We start from the raw sequence: 16,392 nt of genomic DNA, 5'->3' as shown, positions 1-16,392 counted from the left end.
CAACAGATTTTCGAGAATACCTTTTCGAACAAATAGGTAAAGAAGCGGAGTTACCTTGCTATTAAACAAAGGAGACCCTTCCGTTAGTTTGGTTTTGCAACCCAAACTAGCGGGTTAGTTGTTTTTATAAGTCGTCAATTTCTGAGAAATCATATGTATTACCTATCAAACGAGCACAATTGTGAATTGTCAAAATATCAATTCGAAAATCATCGACCAATTGGTATACAATCCGATAGCTTCCTCGAATCAATTCTCGAATATTTTCATCTTCGAACTCTGGAACCATTTTTCCAGATCTAGGATATTTCTCAAGTATTTCAACAGAATAAAATAATTTCTCAACTGTCAACCCCCACTGGCGCGCGTTTAGCTTGCGTAACGCGTGCTGTTAATATTGTTGGTATATTTTTATATAAAAAGCAATAAATTTGAGAAAAAGCGGTACATGTCTGAAAAATATAAAATTTGTCTAAACACGCGTTACGCAAGCTAAACGCGCGCTATTGGGGAGATTATTTGTACAGTAGTGCTAGAAATTATGCAGACCTAGAGTCGGTTATGGAGATTGAATTATTGTAAGAATTGGTTTGGGTTTTAAAGCCAAACTAGCGGAGAGGAGCCAAAAAAGAATTAAAACCCATTTCTTGATTTTTGCTTTCGTAAGAGAGGGTTACAAAAAGAATTTGAAAATTAAAAAATAGACTGCAAAACCTGACAGGGCAATCATACCTATCCAACTGAGGAGATGTAAGAAAATACCCGGTTTGTTTTTTTCGGGCATGTTTTTACCTGTTACAGCTTTTAGGTTCAGGTATCCGAGCACAGGCGCTGTAATAAACGAAAGGGTGGTAGCCAAATCGATCAACGCGCGCATCTTATTACTAAACACAAAAATCAGTAACAAGCTAAGTGCAATCAGTAAAAAGAACCAGATTAGTTTTACATAATTCATTTGTCTGGGTCCGCTTAATTTTGGTATTAGCAGGCTAGTGGCAGGACACATTACCCGGGGGTAAGCATCGAGCACCGTAAGGGTGGTACTAAACATGGTAGCCAGGGCTGCGATGGCAATGATGTAATAGGCCCAGTTGCCAATATTCAAAGTATAGAGCTGGATTAACTGGCCTGAGAATTCAACTCCATTGGCCGATAGAACTTCGCCGCTGCCATACATGACCAATGCACCAAGCGATAGAAAGAAAATAGCCATTACAGCCGTTCCAATGTACCCAAGGTTAAAATCGAATAAAGCCTCCTTCAGGCTTGGGTGGTAGCCTGTTTGCTTAATTTTGGCCACGGTCCACACCGAATGCCAGACCGAGACATCAACCGCGCTGGGCATCCAGCCTGCCAGAGCGAGCAAAAAAGCTACCTGCGTAAAATTCCAGTCGAAAGAGACAAGATGTTCCGGGTTTGGATGATATCCCTTGCCAAGTGCTGCAGCAAATGCTACAAGTGTGGTAAGTGTGAGCACCAACACAATGATTTTCATTAAATTGTCGAGGGTCTTGTACTTCCCGATGAGTATAACGATAAGGCAAATGGAAAGCAAAAGAAGGGTCCAGACTACCTGGCTGAAAAGGCCGGGGAATAAATTTCCCATAAGACCTGCGGTTACAGAAGTAACCCCTGCCTGAATGCTGAACATGGTTGCCAGGGTAAGCCCAAAATACAACCAAAGGGTAGCTTTTCCCTGACGGTAATATGCTTGTACTAAGGTTTCACCAGTAGAAGAAGCATACCGGGGACCAAATTCAAAAAAAGGATATTTCAGTAGATTAGCAAGCACCACTACCCAAACCAGTTGAAAACCAAAATCAGCTCCTGCCCTTGTACTTTGCACAAGGTGCGAAACACCTATTGAGGCTCCCGCCCAGATTAATCCCGGGCCAAGGGCTTTTATGGAAGGTAATTTCATAGAGCTGTACCTTATTGTTTTTACTGTCTTTATAGCTTCGACTGAAGGGTACGAATAATCTTTTCAGAGGCATTGCCTTCGCCATACAATGGAATACTTTTCGGGAAGGGAGCGGTTAGCGCGTGATTGAAAGCATCAAGAATTTGCTGTTTCTCCGACCCGGCCAGTGAGTTGAACCCATGTGTTACCAGTTCTACCCATTCGGTTTCGTCGCGAAGGGTGATGCAATATTTGCCAAAAAAGTATGACTCCTTTTGCATACCGCCGCTGTCGGTTAGCACGAGCGATGCATTTTTAAGCAATTGGACAATATCGAAATAGCCAACAGGATCGATGGGTTCGAAATCGAGTTTAAGCCCATTTTGAGCGAGTATTTTGCGTGTACGCGGATGCAGAGGAAGGATTACCCTTTTTTGCTTGTGGATTTCGTTTAAAGCCCCGAAAATCGATTTCAGCCGTTCGGGGTTATCGGTATTTTCCTGCCGGTGCACGGTGCATAACACATACTCCCCCGTTTTTAATCCGAGCGTAGGATAAACTTCAGCAAGGTTTTCGGCCTTTTGGCTGTAATACAGTGCTGCATCGTACATCACATCGCCTACGTTTTCGATGTGGCAGGGAATATTCTGGTAACCCTCGCGATGCAGGTTTTCGATGGCCGTATCGGTAGGGCAGAATAAGAAATCTGAAATGCGGTCGGTGAGGATGCGGTTCACCTCTTCGGGCATGGCCATGTTAAAGGAGCGCAAGCCTGCTTCGATGTGTACAACCCTTACCTGTAATTTCTTGGCTGCAAGGGCTCCGGCAATAGTGGAATTAGTATCGCCATATACCATCAGGGCATCGGGTTTTTCCTTCACGAGCACTTTTTCAATTTCTTCCAGCATGCGCCCGGTCATGGCACCATGCCCCAGGCTGTTGATGTTGAGCATAAAATCGGGGCGCGGAATTTCCATCTGGTCGAAGAAAATATCGGACATATTTTTATCGAAATGCTGGCCTGTGTGCAAAATTACTTCCCTGAAGCCCGAATGGGCAAATGCACGGCTCACGGCAGCGGCTTTTATAAACTGCGGACGGGCACCCAGAATGGTCAGTATTTTCTTCATACCAGCACTACAAAAGTCTGAACAAATTTTTCATGCTCACCAGTTTGTCGATTATGTCAGCCAGTTGTTCGATTGGAACTCGTTCCTGTTGCATGCTGTCGCGGTGGCGAATAGTTACGGTATTGTCTTGGAGTGTCTGGTGGTCGATGGTCACACAGAAAGGTGTTCCGATAGCATCCTGGCGGCGGTAACGCTTGCCGATGGAATCCTTTTCTTCGTATTGGCAGTTGAAATCGAATTTCAGCTCGTCCATAATGGCGCGAGCTTTTTCAGGAAGGCCATCCTTTTTGGTAAGGGGTAACACAGCCAGTTTTACAGGGGCTAGCGCGGGTGGTATTTTAAGCACTACACGCTCTTCGCCGGTGCCTTCCACAATCTCTTCAGTGTAGGCATTGGAAATGACGGAGAGAAACATCCGGTCGACACCAATGGATGTTTCCACTACATAGGGCACATAGCTCTCTTGTGTTTCCGGATCGTAGTATTGAATTTTTTTACCTGAGAATTTTTCGTGGTTGCCCAGGTCGAAATCAGAGCGGGAGTGAATACCTTCTATTTCGCGGAAACCCATAGGTAGGTTGAACTCAATGTCGGCTGCAGCTTTGGCATAATGGGCAAGCTTTTCGTGATCGTGGTAACGGTATTTGGCATCGCCCATTCCGAGGGCTTTGTGCCATTTCATGCGTACTTCTTTCCAGTGCTGATACCACTGGTCTTCGCTTCCAGGCCGCACAAAAAATTGCATTTCCATTTGCTCGAATTCGCGCATACGGAAAATAAACTGGCGGGCCACAATTTCGTTCCGGAAAGCCTTGCCTATTTGTGCTATTCCGAAAGGAATTTTCATACGCCCCGTTTTTTGTACGTTCAGGAAGTTAACAAAAATACCCTGGGCAGTTTCGGGCCTTAGGTAAATGGTATTGGCCTCTTCGCTCACTGAGCCGAGCTGAGTGCTGAACATCAGGTTGAACTGGCGTACATCGGTCCAGTTTTTTGTACCGGAAATAGGGCATACAATTTCTGCATCGAGAATAACCTGTTTCACAGCATCGAGGTTGTTGGCCTCGAGTGCAGCGTAAAACATGCTCTTTATCTCGTCAATTTTCTGCTGGTATTCCACTACGCGGCCATTGGTTTCGCGAAACTGCTTTTCGTTGAAGGCATCGCCAAAACGAGAGGCTGCTTTTTCAACTTCTTTTTGAATTTTAGCTTCGATTTTTTCGACGTGTTCTTCGATGAGCACATCGGCCCGGTAACGTTTTTTAGAGTCTTTGTTGTCGATGAGGGGGTCGTTAAAGGCACCCACATGGCCCGAAGCCTCCCAGGTACGTGGGTGCATGAAGATGGCCGAATCAATGCCCACGATGTTTTCGTTCAGGCGGGTCATGGCATCCCACCAGTATTTTTTAATGTTGTTTTTCAGTTCAGAACCATTTTGGCCATAGTCGTAAACAGCACTCAGGCCATCGTAAATTTCGCTCGACTGAAAAATGAAACCATATTCTTTGCAGTGTGCTATTATTTTCTTGAAAACATCATCGTTCGCCATGTGGGATATCTGTATAAAATTTGGGTTCGCGCGAGCAAAAGTAAACGAAAATGGGTTTAAAAACAAAGCACCGGTGCAAAAGTGTTCACGGGTAGGGGAAATTAATCTGTGCAGCTATCGGATTGATTTGCACTTAGAGAATATTTTAACTGTGCGGCAATTTCTGCAGGTTTGCCGGGTTTCAAAGATAGGAGTCAATTAGTTGAGGTAAAATAGAATCAATTTTTAAGGAAGAAAAGTCGAAGCATTACAAAGTATTTCTATTTATCGTTTAAAGGTAAAGTAATGTTTACAGTAGTTCCCTTATGTAGTTCTGAATTGAATTCCATCTTGCCCTTATGCTCCTTAATAATTCCATAGCAAATGGAGAGTCCAAGGCCGATGCCTTTATTGGGGTCTTTGGTAGTAAAAAAAGGATCGGTTATGCGGGTTAAATTTTCCTGGCTAATGCCACAGCCTGTATCCTGAATACTTATAATAGCTTCTCCTCCCTTTTTAAGGGTTTTTATATTTATCTCGCCAGTGTTTTCAATAGACTGAACGGCATTGGATAGGATATTCAGAAAAACCTGATGAAGTTTACCATTGTTTCCTAAAATATCTAGTTGCCCGGGCCAATAGTTCTTTTGTATACCTATTCTGTTTTTTAGTTGATTATTGAGCATCGTAAGGCAGTTTTCAACGATGGCATGTAAATCGCAAACTTCATCGTTTGTTTGATTATTGCGACTAAATTGGTTTAAACTTTTTACAATGTTGCTTACTCTGTCGACTCCAATTTTTATAATATCGAGCATTTTTATCAGACGTTCGTTTTTATCCAGTCCGATGGTTTCAAAATGATCCGTAATTCCATGGTATCCTCCTAAAATATAATTCAACGGATTGTTTATCTCATGCGCCACTCCTGCTGTAAGCACTCCCAGGGAAGCCATTTTTTCTGCCTGCACCAGATGAGCCTGTGCCAGCTTCAGGTTTTCCATGGTAGCTTTTAGCTCTTCGTTTTGCTTCACAATTGTATTTTGTTTTTCTAATAACATTTCATTAGAGGCCTCCAATTGCAGATTTTTAGCCTGAAGTTTGCTGTTAACTCTTTCGAGTTCAGATTGGTAATAAAGCCTTTCGCGGCGAGCGGTTAGAATTTGTATTACCCGCTCGAGCAAGGGTAAACGCGGCTTTAAATCAAGGCTGGTTGTATCGTTTGCAAACACGTAAAACCGATTACTATCGATTACGGAATCACCTTTGATTATGGCATAACAACAAGCCGAAAGTCCTTTGCCGGATGGATTAAATTGAAGGCTTAGTTCATTGGAAAGGAAATATTTTTCTTTGTTCGACAGAAACTTTTCGATGTTATCTGTGCAAACCTGCAGGTCAACTACAACATTGTCTTCGTTTAAGAAGAGGGTATAATATCCTTTGCAAATAAAGCGATTGTCAACATAATCGAAAATACCGCTAAACTGAATGTCGAGCAAAATAGAGATGCTTTCAAGCGCATCTGTCAACATCGATTCAGGATTATTATTACTGTTAATTTCGGTAAAAGCCCTGTTTAACAAGAGGTTTTCTTCAGCCTTTTCAGAAAGCACTTCGTTTTCTCTTTCAAGAATCAGTATTTTTGATTCCAGTTCGATTAGCATATTATGCAGGGTATCCATCAGTGCTTTTCTTGAATGAATGCAGAAATGGCCTCACTTACTTTCTGCGGTTCATCTATTTGAATAAAATGACCACCGGTTTTGATTTTTACAAGTTTGCTGTTGGGAATTTCGTTATGAAGTTTCTCAGCGATGCTTGCTCCCAGATAAACATCAGCCTCGCCACGAATGATGAGGACGGGCAAACGGAGTTGTCTTAATCTATCTTCTATTTCGGTTAAATTTTTATTGTCGAGGCATTTGGCAAAATGCAGAAATGCTTTGCGCCCCAGGGGGTCTTGCATGGGTTTAATAAACATATCCATGAATTCTTTCGAAAGGTGGGCTTTGTAGTAAAGTCCCCGTTTTATAACAAGTTCGAACATGCCAAAATCGAGCACAGCCATTGCTATCTGCCTGATAATGGGTGTGCGTATGGTTACAATGGGTTGTACGGGCCAGAAATTATAGGCTACGGAGTTTATTAATACCAAATCGTAAAGTAATTCTGGATAATTAACAGCCATTATTTGTCCGATTCCACCCCCTACATCATGGCAGACCAGGTGCATCTTTTTTATTCCGATGGTATCGCAAAATTCCTTGAGCAAATGCGCCTGCTTTTTAAGCGAAAAATCCTGATCCAGGGGTTTATCCGAATCGCCGCATCCGAGTAAATCGACCAAAACCACATCGTAAGTTTCTGTAAAAAACGGAACGATGTTTTTCCAAATAAAAGAATAAGTGGTAATGCCATGCACAAACAAAACGGTTTCACCTTTGCCTTCGCGGTAATAACGAAGCGAATTTCCCTGAACTAGAGCTGTGTGTGCATGATCGTATAGAGCCATTAGTCATTTATTCGTACATATAAGATAAAAAGAAAATCCGTAATTGCAACTTTTAGGGTGTATAATATCTTTGGGCAAGGTATTGAGAATGGATCAGCAGAATACCTGCGAATACATATCTGCAACAGAGATAAAGTATTATCTTGATCGAAAACCCTGCACTATGCTTGAAATAAGGAGGCTGTAATAGCACTTCTGCCTAAAGCTCATAACCCTGAAACAGGTTTTACCCCTTCAGCGCTTCGGCGCCACCCACAATTTCGAGTATTTCGTTGGTAATACTTGCCTGGCGTGCTTTGTTGTATTCGAGTTGCAAATCGCGTATCAGGTCAGAGGCGTTGTCGGTGGCTTTGTGCATGGCAGTCATCCTGGCACCTTGTTCCGAGGCAAAGGACTCAATCAAGGCTTTATAGAATGTTACTTTAAGTGATTTTGGAATCAGGCTTGCAATGATTTCCTCCTTGCCAGGCTCAAGAATGTAATCGTGATGTTCTTTTTCCCAATGGGGCTGGTCGATTTGCGGTAAAGGGAGATATTGCTCTGCCGTAACATCCTGAGTAGCGGCATTGCGAAACTGGTTGTAAAAGAGTTTTACCAGGTTGTATTCGCCTTTCAGGTATTTTGAAACAATCTCTTCAGAAACTATCCTTGTCTGTTCAAAAGTAAGGTTGTCAAAAATATGGTGCTTGTTTTCTTTGGGTTTATAGCCTTTCGCAGTAAGCATTTCGGCACCTTTTTTTCCAATGGCCAGTATATCGACGGCTCCTTCGTTCCACAACTCACTGTATAGTGTGTTGATTTCGTTGATGGCTTGTTTGGCAATATTGGCATTAAAACTACCACAAAGGCCTTTGTTCGATGTAATTACTATAAAGAGTATTTTTTTAAGAGGCTGTTGAATTTGATAAGCACTTACTGTTTCGCTTTCGACATTCTCGGCTAAGTCAGACAGAATTTGTTGCAATTTGTGAGCATAAGGCCGCATTTGGATAATGGCATCCTGACTTTTACGCAGCTTGGCGGCCGACACCATTTTCATGGCACTGGTAATCTGCCGGGTGGTTTTTACCGAGTTAATGCGGGTACGTATTTCTTTTAAATTTGCCATTTACAAGCACTTGAATTACTGTTTTATCCGATTAGGAATCTATTATTTTAGCTGTTCACATACTTCGCTGGCCACAGCAATCAGTATACTTTCTATTTCTTTGTCTATGGCTCCATGGCGAATAGAATCGAGCACTTTTTTATGGCGCAATTCCAGGTATTCGAGAAACTGTTTTTCAAACTCCCTTACTTTGTCCACAGCAATTTCGTTCAGTAAACCGCGTGTACCGCAGAAAATGATAGCCACTTGTTGTTCTACACTAAAAGGTGAATATTGACCTTGTTTTAATATTTCAACGTTTTTCGAACCTTTATCAAGAATCGACATGGTGGCCGCATCGAGGTCGGAACCAAATTTTGAAAAGGCTTCGAGCTCACGAAACTGGGCCTGGTCGAGCTTAAGGGTACCGGCAATACGTTTCATGGATTTAATCTGAGCATTTCCTCCTACCCTCGATACAGAAATACCCACATTGATGGCAGGTCTGATACCGGCATTGAACAAATCAGACTCGAGAAAGATTTGCCCATCGGTAATGGAAATTACGTTAGTAGGAATGTAGGCCGATACGTCTCCAGCTTGTGTTTCAATAATGGGCAGGGCAGTAAGTGAGCCACCTCCTTTTACAATAGGCCTGAGCACATCGGGTAAATCGTTCATGTTGGCCGCAATCTCGTCGTTGTTAATAATTTTAGCAGCACGTTCTAACAAGCGTGAGTGCAGGTAAAATACGTCACCCGGGTAAGCTTCCCTTCCGGGGGGCCTGCGCAGCAGCAAGGACACTTCGCGATAAGAGACTGCCTGTTTCGACAAGTCGTCATACACAATTAAGGCGGGTCGGCCTGTATCGCGGAAAAATTCGCCGATAGTGGCACCTGCGAAGGGAGCATAAAATTGCAAGGCAGCCGGGTCGGAAGCAGTGGCCGATACAATTACCGTATAACTCATGGCTCCTTTACTTTCGAGTGTGCGGGCTATGTTGGCTACGGTCGATCCTTTTTGTCCGATGGCCACATAGATGCAATAGACTGTTTCGCCTTTGTCGTAAAATTCTTTCTGGTTGATAATAGTATCGATGGCGATGGCTGTTTTTCCGGTTTGCCTGTCGCCAATTATTAATTCACGCTGGCCCCGTCCAATCGGAATCATAGAATCGATGGCTTTTATTCCGGTTTGCAATGGTTCGTTTACAGGCTGGCGGAAGATTACTCCAGGAGCCTTCCTCTCGAAGGGTAATTCATAGGTCTTGCCTGCCACAGGACCTTTCCCGTCAATGGGTTCGCCAAGGGTATTGACAATTCTTCCCAGCAGACCTTCGCCCACCTGAATAGAAGCGATTTTTTCAAGTCGTTTTACCGAGTCGCCTTCTTTTACTTTTACACTGGAGCCCAGTAAAACAGCACCCACGTTATCTTCTTCGAGGTTGAGTACAATACCTTGCACTCCCGATTCAAACTCAATCATTTCGTTCGAACGCACATTGGCCATTCCATAGATACGTGCGATACCATCGCCAACCTGCAACACAGTGCCTACTTCTTCAAGTTCGGCTTCAGTATGGATACCTTTCAGTTGCTGCTTTAATATTTTCGAAACTTCAGAGGGTTTTATTGTCGACATACCACGGGCTATTTTTATCGTTTAATTAATTCTTTTTTGATTTTTTTGAGCTTGGAGGCAATACTGGCATCCAAAAGCTGGTCTTCGATGCGTAATTTAAAGCCACCAATTATTTCGGGGTTTACCTGTTCTTTGAGATCGAGCTGAAGGTTAAATTTTTTAGCAAGTAATTGCTGAATCTCTTGGAGGTGTTCTGGGGCGAGAGGATGCGAAGTGGTGAGTATGGCTTCCTGTACAAGACTCTTCTGCTTATACATTTGTTTAAAATTCAAGCAGATGACTGGAAGCTCTGCTTCGCGTTTATTTTTGGTGAGTAAAGCAAAAAAATTGAGCGTGAAAGGATCCAGTTGATCAGAGAAAATGAGCTTAAACGCCCGCAATTTTTCACTGGGCTTGATAACCGGACTATTAAGCATGAGTGTAAATTCAGGCGATTGGTCCGAAATCAGTTTTAAAAGCTCGATGTCTTTCAGAAGTACCTCAAGCTTTCCTGATTCTTCGCCGGCCTGGTAAAGGGCTTTGGCATAACGCACGGTAATGCTGCTTTGGTTCATGTTCGAAAGAAAATCTTAATTGAGTTTGATATCGTTCAGATATTTGTTGATTAATTCTTTTTGCTCCTCAACATGGGCAAGTTTTTCACGCAATATCATTTCAGCCACCACAACCGACAGGTTGGCAATTTCTTCTTTCACTTCCTTAATGGCGGCAGCCTTTTCCTGTTTAATGGCTTCGCGTGCTTTGTCAATTTCTTTGTCAGCTTCGAGGCTTGCTTTGTTCCGGGCATCTTCGATGATACTCTCTTTCATGCTGCGGGCCTCTTTTAAAAGGTTGTCGCGCTCGAGCCTGGCCTGAGCCATAATTTTTTCGTTGTCGGCCTTTAGCTGCAACATTTCCGATTTTGCCTTTCCGGCTGCCTGAAGGGCATCTTCAATTGACTCTTCGCGGGCTTTAATAGCATTCAGTATGGGCTTCCAGGCGAATTTTTTCAAAATAAAAAAAACTATGCTGAAGGCAATCAACATCCAGATTAACGTTCCGGTATGGGGTATTAACAAATCCATGGCATCATTTTTTCGTGAATTGTAAACAAAGAGCAAGGCAACCAACCGTTGCCTTGCTCAAAAAAGCTTTTTACAGGGCTGCAAGCAAGGAGATAATCACGGCAAACAAAGCAACTCCCTCAACAAGAGCGGCAGCCACAATCATGTTCGAGCGGATATCGCCTGCTGCTTCTGGCTGGCGGGCAATGGCTTCCATGGCACTACCGCCAATTTTACCAATACCCAAACCTGCTCCGATGGCCGCAAGTCCCGCTCCAAGGGCAGCAATACCGCCACCTATGGCCGAATAATCTGCAACCGCTGCTGTTGCCTCCTGAATGAATGTTTGTAACATAGTTTAAGTTTTAATTATTAATGATGCTCTTCTACCGCCATACCGAAGTAAATGGCAGATAGAAAAGTAAAAACATAAGCCTGAATAAAAGCAACCAGTAATTCCAAAAAGCTCATAAAAACAATAAAGCCAATGGAGACAACCGATACTCCATAAGCCAAAGGTTCGCTCATTTCTTTAAAAATAAAGATCAGTGACAGAAAACCCATGGCAATAATATGTCCGGCAGTAATGTTGGCGAATAGCCGCACCATCAGAATAAATGGTTTGGTAAATACACCTATAGTTTCGACAAGGGGCATAATGGGCATTGGTGGTAGTTTAAGCCACAATGGCACCCCGGGGGTATTAAAAATATGTTGCCAATAGCTTTTACTTCCCCGCAGGGTAGTAATCACAAAAGTAAAGAGGGCCAGCACCATGGTAACGGCTATATTGCCGGTTACGTTAGCACCACCTGGTGGAATAGGTATTAATCCAAGTAGGTTGTTGATCAGTATAAAGAAAAAAACTGTAAGCAGGTAAGGCATAAAACGTTCATAATGCTTGGCACCAATAGAAGGCTTGGCAATGTCATCGCGCACAAAAAGTATCACTGGTTCGAGCCACGATTGCAGGCCTTTTGGGGCATGATTCGGTTTGCGTTGGTAAGCTTTTGCTACCGAAAGGAACATCCATAGCAACAAAGCAATGCTAAATAGCAGGGCGGCAATATTTTTAGTGATTGATACATCAAACGGAACCTCTTCGCTGCCATCGGCAAGGGTTTCTATTATCTTGCCCTTATGATCTCCCTCGTTTGCAATTTGAAATCCTTTGAAGGTGGCGTGGCCATGTTCGAATTTGCTGGAAAGAAATGCATGAAAACCGCTTTCCTTGCTGAAAAGGATAACTGGCAAGGGAATGCTGATGGATTTTTTCCCGATATCGAGCAGGTGCCAGTCGTAGGCATCGCTGATATGGCCAAACATAAAACTGCTAGGGTCGAATTTTTCGTGCTCTTTGAGCGTTGAATTTTCATTACCGGAAACAGGTTCTGAGGCAACAAGAAATTGGCTGGACAGGAATAAAGCAATAATAAAACCAGTAAAAAACGTCTTCATACCCGGCTTTGTCGAGTTAATAATTACATTATCACCAGAACCTCATTTAAAACGATCAGAATAACAAATGCTTTAATAAGAACACTTTAAACATGAAATACATCTGTTGGCAACCACATTTAAAGTTAATAAACTATTTATAAATTCCATGAATTGGGCTACGAACTTTTCTGCTGCTTCAATAAATTGGATAAAATTACCAGGGTAAAGGCAATATACAAAAGGAAAAGGAAGCCGGTAAAAAGTATTCTTTGGCTTTTTTCCTTTTCAATTATGAAGTACACCACACTTATGAGCAGGTAAGAAAAGAATTTAATTCCAAAAAGCACAGTAAGTAAACTTTGGATGGAGGCAGTGGAGGTTTTTCGGGCATGGAAAGCAATGCCTGTATAATTGATAAAAAAGCCAAAAACAGGCAGCAGTAGAAAAAACCAACGCGAGGAGGCAGGTGAAAGGCCCACTTGAAGGTAGAAAGCTAGTAAAAGTCCAAAAAAGAGCACCAAGGCTGACTGGAATGTAGCTTTATTTTTTAGGGGTATCATTCGGGCGAAGCAGGTCTTTTATTACAAAATAGATGGCAGCAAAAACTGCAAATACCGAGAGCAAAAGGGTAAAAAGCACAGAAGTTTCAAACCTTTTATCAAGCCAGATGCCACCAAAAACTCCTGCAAGAATTATTGCAGCCATTTCAAAGGCAAGACCCGAATAGCGTCCTGCCTGTGCGAGTTTATTAAGCGGTTTTTTATCAGGCTTTTTTAACTTCGGGTTGAACAACATCATTGGTCATTTGACAATTACCTGTAAACCTTGCTCCAGGCTCAATGGCAAGACGTTTGGAAGAGATATCGCCCAGTATGCTCGAAGTACTTTTAAGAGTTAAAAGCTCGGAAACGGTAATTTTTCCTTCTACTTTTCCTTCCACATCGCAGTTTTTACAATGTATTTCGCCCTTTACTTCTCCTGAGGTACCCACAATTAGTTTGCCTTTTGTTTTAAGATTGCCAACGAGGGTACCTTCAAAACGAAAATCGCTGTTGGTGTCAATATCTCCTTTAATGGTGGTTCCTGCAACTATTCTGTTTACTGCAACTTCGCCAGGTTCAAAAGTTTTGGCCATTTCAATATTTTTTGTGGTTAAAAAACAAATATAAGAAAAATCAGCTTTGCTGAGCATAACGAAAAATAATCCGGATTATTTCCTGGAATATTTTTTATTCGTGAAATCGTGTGCGCGGGTAAATACCCCGCCTCTTGAGGCGAATAAAATAAAATCCTTTGCAGAAACCCCTTCAGCTTGCTGCGGGGAGCTTCATTGAGGATTATAGGCCCATTTAAGGTATATACTGCCAAAGGTAAAACCAGCGCCAAAGGCAGTGAGAATAATGTTGTCGCCTTTGCTGAGTTTTTTTTCAAAGTCCCAAAAACAAAGTGGTATAGTGGCTGCTGTGGTATTTCCGTAGCGCTGAATATTTACCAAAACCTGTTCGTTGCTTATACCCATACGCCGACCTACGGCTTCGATGATGCGTAAATTGGCCTGGTGCGGAATGAGGTAAGCAAGTTGCTCTGGCAAAATGTGGTTTCGGTTCATGAGTTCAACCGATATGTCAGACATTTTCGAAACGGCTGCCTTGTATACTACCTGACCTTCCTGGTAAACAAAATGCTCCATATTGTCGATAGTCTCGTGTGAAGGTGGACGCAAAGAGCCTCCTGCTTTCATGTGCAGGTTGTTAATTCCACTTCCATCAAAACCAATAATACGGTCAATAACACCCACATCTTCTGTGGTTGGTTCAACAAGCACAGCCGCCGCCCCGTCACCAAAAAGCGGACAGGTTGTCCGGTCGGTATAGTTGGTAATGGCCGACATCATATCGGCCCCCACAAGAATGGCCTTTTTGTAAGCTCCCGATTCGATCAGTCGGCTTGCAATTTCGAGTCCATATATAAAACCCGAACAGGCTGCACTGAGGTCGAAGTTGAAGGCGTTTTTTAAGCCGAGTTTATACCCTATGATATTGGCAGTAGACGGAAACTGCATGTCGGACGTAATAGTAGGGCAAACTAACAGATCAATTTCTTCCGGATCGGTTTGGGTTTTATCAAGAAGTTCCTGAATGGCTCTTACCGCGAGGTCGGAAGTGGCTTTGCCGGGTTCTTTAAGAATACGTCTTTCCTTGATACCAATTCGCTGCATGATCCATTCGTCGGAAGTGTCTACCATCCGGCTGAGCTCTTCGTTATCAAGAATATACTTGGGTACGTATCCACCTACCCCGGTAATTGCGGCACGAATACGAGTCATCTATTCAAATGCTTGTTTTATTCTTTCGGTAAGTTTCGATTCCACCACATTGGCAGTATGCATAATCATACTTTTTATGGCCTTGGCATCGGAGTTGCCATGTGCAATGATGGCGGGCGCATTGATACCCAGTACGGGGGTTCCGCCATAGAGTCGCGAATCGAATTTATTGAAGAAAGGGTCGGCAATCTTTCGTGAGCTGATGAGGTGAAAAAATGCCTCAGCGCTTTTTAAAATGGTATTGCCAACAAAACCATCGCATACAATCACATCCACCTCTTTGCTGAAAAGGTCGGTACCTTCCACATTGCCTATAAAGTTGAAGTCCTTTGTGCCCTTCATGGCCTGATAGGTGGCTTTTGTAAGGAGGTTGCCTTTTTCTTCCTCTGCACCAATATTGAAAAGTGCTACCCGTGGTTTTTCGATGTTATAGACCAGTTCGGCATACAGCGAACCCAGAATGGCATACTGATAGAGCACATCTGGTTTGCTGTCGGGGTTGATTCCCACATCGAGAAGAAGCGTAGGCTTGTCGGCATCTTTAGGCATGGGAGCCATAATAGCAGGCCTTATCACACCCGGAATGGATTTAACAATGTGCATGCTGCCTACCAGCATGGCACCGGTATTACCTGCACTGGCAAAGCCGTCGATTTTATTTTCTTTTAAATAGTGAAAACCCAATACTATGCTGGCATTGGGTTTAACTTTGAAGGCTTTGGCAGGATATTCTTCCATGCCAATATTTTCGTTTGTATGCACTATTTCGAACAAAGAGGCATCGAACCCCTCTTTTTTACAAATGGATTCAATGGCATCGCGATCGCCAAACAACACCAGGGTTGCTTTGTCTTTCAGTTCGTGATAAGCCAGTATGGAACCGAGTACGGTTTCAACAGGTGCATAATCGCCTCCAAGGATATCGACACCTATTCTCATAGTTTAGGTTTGTGGGTTAAGCTGCAGCCTCTTTTTCAATGGCAAGTTTACCTTTATAGTGTCCGCATTCCGGACATACACGGTGATATTGCACAGTGGCGCCACAGTTTTGGCATGATGCTACTGTAGGAGCAGTTGCTTTGTAATGAGTTCTTCTCTTATCTCTTCTGGTAGATGAGTGTCTTCTCTTAGGATGTGCCATTTTCTTTAATTTTTATTGTCGTCGCTTAATAAGTTTTTTAATTTCTCCCACCGGGGATCGATAATTTCTTCGCCCAGGTGTAGTTCGTGGATGGAATGTTCATTTAGTCTGGCTATCATTTCCGGATCGCATCCCGTATTTCCATTTTCATCTTCGGGATGAAAATTTTGTATGGGCAGGCTAAGTCCGATGCTGTCGATAAAATACTGTGTCATGTCGAGAAAGTCTTGGTCCGGATGCAGAAATATAACCTGATCGTCGGCTTCTTCAGGTTCTTCTTTGAACTTTACAAAGAGAGGGCCGGAAAAATGCAAAGGAAAATCGAAGTATTCCAGACAACGGTCGCATTGAATGCTAAGCGTGCCATCGAGGCTTACTTCCAGTTCGAGAAAACTGCTTCTTCGTTTAAGCATTGCTATCGCATGCACCATGCCGGTTCGAATGCCAGTCAATGAATATTCTTCAAAGAACGCTTCACCGATTTCGAAATCAAACTCGTGATCCCCTTCCTTCAGCCCTTTGAACGGGATAATATACTGATTTCCAAGTTTCAACTTCCTTTCGGTTTAAGTCGGGCAAAAGTAGAAATAATTCTGAGAATAAAAAAGAAAAAAAAGTCTTTCGGGAGTTTTTCAAAATCA

Annotated in this window: 19 protein-coding genes; all 19 read right to left on the bottom strand. The window is 42.9% G+C overall.

Translation table 11 applies throughout. From position 1 onward, the window contains the following. Positions 1-124: 124 nt before the first annotated feature. The 19 genes from IPM71_07460 to IPM71_07370 all read right to left on the bottom strand — a co-directional run bounded on the left by IPM71_07460 (position 125) and on the right by IPM71_07370 (position 16,305). A complete protein-coding gene (locus IPM71_07460; protein ID QQS52562.1) occupies positions 125-352 on the bottom strand; it encodes a type II toxin-antitoxin system RelE/ParE family toxin in 228 nt (75 codons plus the stop codon). A gap of 321 nt (positions 353-673) precedes the next feature. Continuing rightward, on the bottom strand, positions 674-1,921 hold the full coding sequence (locus tag IPM71_07455) for a divalent metal cation transporter (protein ID QQS52561.1): 1,248 nt from the start codon (positions 1,919-1,921) through the stop codon (positions 674-676). Between the two features lie 29 nt (positions 1,922-1,950). Continuing rightward, the gene (gene wecB / locus IPM71_07450) at positions 1,951-3,030 is read right to left on the bottom strand and encodes a UDP-N-acetylglucosamine 2-epimerase (non-hydrolyzing) (GenBank protein QQS52560.1); all 1,080 of its coding nucleotides are present in this window, start codon (positions 3,028-3,030) and stop codon (positions 1,951-1,953) included. A 7-nt stretch (positions 3,031-3,037) separates the two neighbouring features. After that, the gene (locus IPM71_07445) at positions 3,038-4,579 is read right to left on the bottom strand and encodes a glycine--tRNA ligase (GenBank protein QQS52559.1); all 1,542 of its coding nucleotides are present in this window, start codon (positions 4,577-4,579) and stop codon (positions 3,038-3,040) included. Positions 4,580-4,839: 260 nt separating this feature from the next. Next, complete coding sequence (locus IPM71_07440; protein ID QQS52558.1) at positions 4,840-6,243, bottom strand: HAMP domain-containing histidine kinase; 1,404 nt, start codon at positions 6,241-6,243, stop codon at positions 4,840-4,842. Next, positions 6,243-7,073 (bottom strand): alpha/beta hydrolase, encoded by an 831-nt coding sequence (locus IPM71_07435; GenBank protein QQS52557.1) that lies wholly within the window; start codon positions 7,071-7,073, stop codon positions 6,243-6,245. The genes IPM71_07440 and IPM71_07435 overlap by 1 nt, the downstream gene beginning before the upstream one ends. 226 nt (positions 7,074-7,299) lie before the next feature. Further along, positions 7,300-8,181: an ATP synthase F1 subunit gamma gene (gene atpG, locus IPM71_07430; protein QQS52556.1), complete on the bottom strand. Its 882-nt coding sequence runs from the start codon at positions 8,179-8,181 to the stop codon at positions 7,300-7,302. Positions 8,182-8,223: 42 nt separating this feature from the next. After that, positions 8,224-9,801: a F0F1 ATP synthase subunit alpha gene (locus IPM71_07425; protein QQS52555.1), complete on the bottom strand. Its 1,578-nt coding sequence runs from the start codon at positions 9,799-9,801 to the stop codon at positions 8,224-8,226. 14 nt (positions 9,802-9,815) lie between these two features. After that, complete coding sequence (atpH, locus tag IPM71_07420; protein ID QQS52554.1) at positions 9,816-10,355, bottom strand: ATP synthase F1 subunit delta; 540 nt, start codon at positions 10,353-10,355, stop codon at positions 9,816-9,818. 15 nt (positions 10,356-10,370) lie between these two features. After that, positions 10,371-10,865, bottom strand: coding sequence for a F0F1 ATP synthase subunit B (atpF, locus tag IPM71_07415; GenBank protein QQS52553.1), 495 nt, complete (start codon positions 10,863-10,865; stop codon positions 10,371-10,373). Between the two features lie 70 nt (positions 10,866-10,935). After that, positions 10,936-11,199, bottom strand: a complete 264-nt coding sequence (gene atpE, locus IPM71_07410) for an ATP synthase F0 subunit C (protein ID QQS52552.1) — start codon at positions 11,197-11,199, stop codon at positions 10,936-10,938. Between the two features lie 17 nt (positions 11,200-11,216). After that, the gene (gene atpB / locus IPM71_07405; protein ID QQS52551.1) at positions 11,217-12,302 is read right to left on the bottom strand and encodes a F0F1 ATP synthase subunit A; all 1,086 of its coding nucleotides are present in this window, start codon (positions 12,300-12,302) and stop codon (positions 11,217-11,219) included. Between the two features lie 158 nt (positions 12,303-12,460). After that, positions 12,461-12,844 carry a hypothetical protein gene (locus IPM71_07400; protein ID QQS52550.1) on the bottom strand — a complete coding sequence of 128 codons (384 nt, stop codon included), beginning with the start codon at positions 12,842-12,844 and terminating at the stop codon, positions 12,461-12,463. Next, positions 12,825-13,079, bottom strand: coding sequence for an AtpZ/AtpI family protein (locus tag IPM71_07395; GenBank protein QQS52795.1), 255 nt, complete (start codon positions 13,077-13,079; stop codon positions 12,825-12,827). Before IPM71_07395 ends, IPM71_07400 begins: the two co-directional genes overlap by 20 nt. Further along, a complete protein-coding gene (locus IPM71_07390; protein QQS52549.1) occupies positions 13,048-13,419 on the bottom strand; it encodes a polymer-forming cytoskeletal protein in 372 nt (123 codons plus the stop codon). Before IPM71_07390 ends, IPM71_07395 begins: the two co-directional genes overlap by 32 nt. Positions 13,420-13,611: 192 nt before the next feature. Then, positions 13,612-14,610 (bottom strand): ketoacyl-ACP synthase III, encoded by a 999-nt coding sequence (locus IPM71_07385; GenBank protein QQS52548.1) that lies wholly within the window; start codon positions 14,608-14,610, stop codon positions 13,612-13,614. Next, positions 14,611-15,549: a phosphate acyltransferase PlsX gene (plsX, locus tag IPM71_07380; protein QQS52547.1), complete on the bottom strand. Its 939-nt coding sequence runs from the start codon at positions 15,547-15,549 to the stop codon at positions 14,611-14,613. It abuts the gene before it with no gap. 16 nt (positions 15,550-15,565) lie between these two features. Next, complete coding sequence (rpmF, locus tag IPM71_07375; GenBank protein ID QQS52546.1) at positions 15,566-15,751, bottom strand: 50S ribosomal protein L32; 186 nt, start codon at positions 15,749-15,751, stop codon at positions 15,566-15,568. Positions 15,752-15,756: 5 nt separating this feature from the next. Further along, positions 15,757-16,305 carry a DUF177 domain-containing protein gene (locus IPM71_07370; GenBank protein ID QQS52545.1) on the bottom strand — a complete coding sequence of 183 codons (549 nt, stop codon included), beginning with the start codon at positions 16,303-16,305 and terminating at the stop codon, positions 15,757-15,759. Between the last annotated feature and the right edge of the window lie 87 nt (positions 16,306-16,392).

Source organism: Bacteroidota bacterium (assembly GCA_016699695.1).
Taxonomy (GTDB): Bacteria; Bacteroidota; Bacteroidia; order Bacteroidales; family UBA10428; genus UBA10428.
Note: the sequence above shows the minus strand (reverse complement) of the source record. Positions and strands in the feature narration are given on the sequence as shown.

What these genes read in the sequence shown, in the direction of transcription:
- IPM71_07455 (QQS52561.1), bottom strand. Translation starts at nt 1,921, where the DNA reads ATGAAATTACCTTCCATAAAAGCCCTTGGCCCGGGATTAATCTGGGCG.
- wecB (QQS52560.1), bottom strand. Translation starts at nt 3,030, where the DNA reads ATGAAGAAAATACTGACCATTCTGGGTGCCCGTCCGCAGTTTATAAAA.
- IPM71_07445 (QQS52559.1), bottom strand. Translation starts at nt 4,579, where the DNA reads ATGGCGAACGATGATGTTTTCAAGAAAATAATAGCACACTGCAAAGAA.
- IPM71_07440 (QQS52558.1), bottom strand. Translation starts at nt 6,243, where the DNA reads ATGGATACCCTGCATAATATGCTAATCGAACTGGAATCAAAAATACTG.
- IPM71_07435 (QQS52557.1), bottom strand. Translation starts at nt 7,073, where the DNA reads ATGGCTCTATACGATCATGCACACACAGCTCTAGTTCAGGGAAATTCG.
- atpG (QQS52556.1), bottom strand. Translation starts at nt 8,181, where the DNA reads ATGGCAAATTTAAAAGAAATACGTACCCGCATTAACTCGGTAAAAACC.
- IPM71_07425 (QQS52555.1), bottom strand. Translation starts at nt 9,801, where the DNA reads ATGTCGACAATAAAACCCTCTGAAGTTTCGAAAATATTAAAGCAGCAA.
- atpH (QQS52554.1), bottom strand. Translation starts at nt 10,355, where the DNA reads ATGAACCAAAGCAGCATTACCGTGCGTTATGCCAAAGCCCTTTACCAG.
- atpF (QQS52553.1), bottom strand. Translation starts at nt 10,865, where the DNA reads ATGGATTTGTTAATACCCCATACCGGAACGTTAATCTGGATGTTGATT.
- atpE (QQS52552.1), bottom strand. Translation starts at nt 11,199, where the DNA reads ATGTTACAAACATTCATTCAGGAGGCAACAGCAGCGGTTGCAGATTAT.
- atpB (QQS52551.1), bottom strand. Translation starts at nt 12,302, where the DNA reads ATGAAGACGTTTTTTACTGGTTTTATTATTGCTTTATTCCTGTCCAGC.
- IPM71_07400 (QQS52550.1), bottom strand. Translation starts at nt 12,844, where the DNA reads ATGATACCCCTAAAAAATAAAGCTACATTCCAGTCAGCCTTGGTGCTC.
- IPM71_07395 (QQS52795.1), bottom strand. Translation starts at nt 13,079, where the DNA reads ATGTTGTTCAACCCGAAGTTAAAAAAGCCTGATAAAAAACCGCTTAAT.
- IPM71_07390 (QQS52549.1), bottom strand. Translation starts at nt 13,419, where the DNA reads ATGGCCAAAACTTTTGAACCTGGCGAAGTTGCAGTAAACAGAATAGTT.
- IPM71_07385 (QQS52548.1), bottom strand. Translation starts at nt 14,610, where the DNA reads ATGACTCGTATTCGTGCCGCAATTACCGGGGTAGGTGGATACGTACCC.
- plsX (QQS52547.1), bottom strand. Translation starts at nt 15,549, where the DNA reads ATGAGAATAGGTGTCGATATCCTTGGAGGCGATTATGCACCTGTTGAA.
- rpmF (QQS52546.1), bottom strand. Translation starts at nt 15,751, where the DNA reads ATGGCACATCCTAAGAGAAGACACTCATCTACCAGAAGAGATAAGAGA.